Source organism: Corynebacterium sp. LK2510, from assembly GCF_040946405.1.
Lineage (GTDB): Bacteria > Actinomycetota > Actinomycetes > Mycobacteriales > Mycobacteriaceae > Corynebacterium.
On record NZ_JAYWLR010000040.1, the window covers coordinates 1 to 2,626 of the forward strand.

Annotated in this window: 2 protein-coding genes; both read right to left on the bottom strand. The window is 63.1% G+C overall.

Features of this window, described 5'->3' with window-relative positions; all coding sequences use genetic code 11:
* Positions 1-79: 79 nt before the first annotated feature.
* Positions 80-814 carry an IS21-like element helper ATPase IstB gene (istB, locus tag VVR41_RS10635; protein WP_368524747.1) on the bottom strand — a complete coding sequence of 245 codons (735 nt, stop codon included), beginning with the start codon at positions 812-814 and terminating at the stop codon, positions 80-82.
* A complete protein-coding gene (gene istA / locus VVR41_RS10640; RefSeq protein WP_368524748.1) occupies positions 811-2,298 on the bottom strand; it encodes an IS21 family transposase in 1,488 nt (495 codons plus the stop codon). The genes istB and istA overlap by 4 nt, the downstream gene beginning before the upstream one ends.
* Between the last annotated feature and the right edge of the window lie 328 nt (positions 2,299-2,626).

The following is a 2,626-nucleotide window of genomic DNA, read 5'->3' on the forward strand; positions in this document are numbered from 1 at the left end:
TGTGTTTTGTCAACTTTTTGCCTGCCAAAAGAGCGCGGAAAACCCGGCCACCTCAGCGGGTTTTCCGGCCATGTCAGCGTCAGGTCATCAGAGCATGTTTGACCCGGTAGGATTCGCCGGTGAAGTGCAGGAGTCGGCCGTGGTGGACGATCCGGTCTATGACCGCGGCGGCCATGTGATCGTCACCGAAGACGGCACCCCACTTGGAAAATGCCAGGTTCGTCGTCAGAATCAGACTGCGCTTTTCGTAGGCGTCCGCGATGACCTGGAACAACAGACGAGCGCCATCGGTATCGATGGGTAGATAGCCGAATTCGTCGATGACCAGCAGCTTGTTCCTGGCCAGGCCGGCCAGTTCCTTGTCGAGCCGGTCGGCTTCCTTCGCCCGACGTAGATGCGCGACCAGGGAGGCGGTGGTGAAAAACCTCGCCGGAATGCCCGCCTGGCAAGCCTGGGCCACCAGCGCGCAGGCCAGGTGCGTTTTTCCGGTGCCGACGTCGCCGTAGAAGACCAGATCCCCACCGGTGTCGATAAACTCCAGGGCACGCAGCTGGTCACGGCCGTAGCCGTCCGGGAAGCTGATGTTGGTCCAATCGTAGCCATCAAGGGTTTTGGCCATGGGCAGTTTCGCGGCCCGCAGCAGTCTGGCGGTGCGGGCCGTGCGGCGGGACTGCTGTTCGGCGATGAGCAGTCCGTGGAGGTACTCACGTTGTTTCGGGGTACCTTTGTCCGCCCATTCCGCCAGCACCGTCGCGGTCAGGGAGGTGGCTTTGCCGGCGGTGATGATATCGGCCGCAGTGATCGGTTCCGTCATGCCCCCACCTGCGCTTTCTGTGCAGACGCTGACTGCGTTCGGGTGCTATGCGCGACCAGGTCGTAGACCGACAGATCCACCGAGGTGTCGGCAAGTTCGGCGCCGCCGGCGATGCGGCGGGCCAACATCCCCAACCCCGGGCCGGCGGGGTCCTGGCCGACAGCGATCAGCTGCTCACAAGCGGCCACAGTGCTGGGAAAAGAGGTGGCGGCGCTGGCCTGGTTGATCCCGGCCAGCAGGCGGGCGCGGTCGGTGGGCGCGGCGTCATCGAGGACGTCGCGGACCGAGTCCGGCATCAGCGGGCGCACCGGTGAATTGGCCCAGGCCCCGGGCTTGGCCACCAGCGCCGGCAGCAACGAGGTTGGGGTGAAGATGGTCTGATCCTGGTGGTCATAGGATCTGGGGAAGGTCACGATCGGTTGGGCGTTTTCATCCAGGATGTCGAGGACGTCGTGGCGGATCGCCACCGTGAGCAGCCTGCCGGCAAACGAGGGGCCGGCGAGGTAAAAATTATCCTCGACGGTGATCGTGCCGGTCTTGTCGGCTTTGCGGGATTCATATCGCACGGGATCAAAACCAATCCCGGGCAGATCCAGGCAGGCGGCGACGTCCTCGGCGAATAGCTCGACGATCGGCTGCTGCTTGCGCCAGTGCGGGACCAGGGCCAGCTGCTGGCACTTGGCCAGGAACATGGTGTTGAGCCCGGCCAGGGTGGCGGCCACAGGTTCGGGGACCATGAGGTTGCGCCGCAGGAACCCGACGGCGTTTTCCACGTTGCCTTTCTCGTTGCCGGAGTAGGGGTTGCAGTAGCGCGCTGAGGTTCGGTAGTGCAGCTTGAACGCGGAAAACAGCTTTGACTCGATGACCTTGTCCCCGGTGCGTCGGCCGACGCCGGTGGCGTTATCGAAGATCAGTTGCCGGGGTGCGCCCCCGATGTGTTCGAAGACGGTGCGCAGTCCGTGGCAGACGCATTCGGCGGTTTCCCCGCGGTAGGCCTGGATAAAGCGCATATTCGAGTACGGAAACGTGACGATCAAGATGTGCAGCGTCATCCGCTGGCCGTCGATGATGGCGTCGGCCTGTCCGAAGTCGACCTGGGCGGTGCCGGGGTGCCAGGTCAGTTCGACGTACCCGTCGCCGGGGGCGCGGTGGGCGTGGCGCCAGGCTTTGATGTAGCGCTGGACCGGCGAATATGAGCCGGTGTAGTCGTATTCGTCGGTAAGGCGGTCGAAGACGCGTCGGCTGGTGTGGCGCTGTTTACGGGGACGATTCTGATCATCTTCGAGCCAGCCGTCGATGATGGCTTCGAGGCCGTCGAGGACCTTCGATCCTGGGCGTTTCACTGGCGCAGGTGGTGTCGGGGAGAAATCCTCGATACGGGTGTATTTGGCCACCGAGTCGCGGCTGACGCCGAGTCGGCGGGCGATGTCGCGGCCGGAGACTCCCTGGGAGTCGAGTCTCCTGATATCTTCTACAACGGTCATGGGTACCGCCATCTTCTTTCCGGTTCCTTCCTTGATGCGCTCCACTTGTGAAAAGGGTTGGGAAGCGTCGAGGAGGAACTTATCTAACGGTGGCGGGGCCCATGACCATTGCCTTTAGGTCATGAACCAAGGGCGGGGCACGGGCCCGGCCACCAGAGGTGAATGTGATCGTGCTGTTGAGTGCATGCCCGTCCGGGGCCTTATCGACTGGCTATTGACGGGAGTGCGGTGCGGTGGCAGGTTTTGCGTGCTCTTTCGGCGGGAAACCAGCCGCTGATCCGGCCGGAATATGTTGCTCAACCGGCCTACAAAGAGTTGATCACACACA

Coding starts and splice junctions, on each gene's coding strand:
- istB (WP_368524747.1), bottom strand. CDS start 814: ATGACGGAACCGATCACTGCGGCCGATATCATCACCGCCGGCAAAGCC.
- istA (WP_368524748.1), bottom strand. CDS start 2,298: ATGACCGTTGTAGAAGATATCAGGAGACTCGACTCCCAGGGAGTCTCC.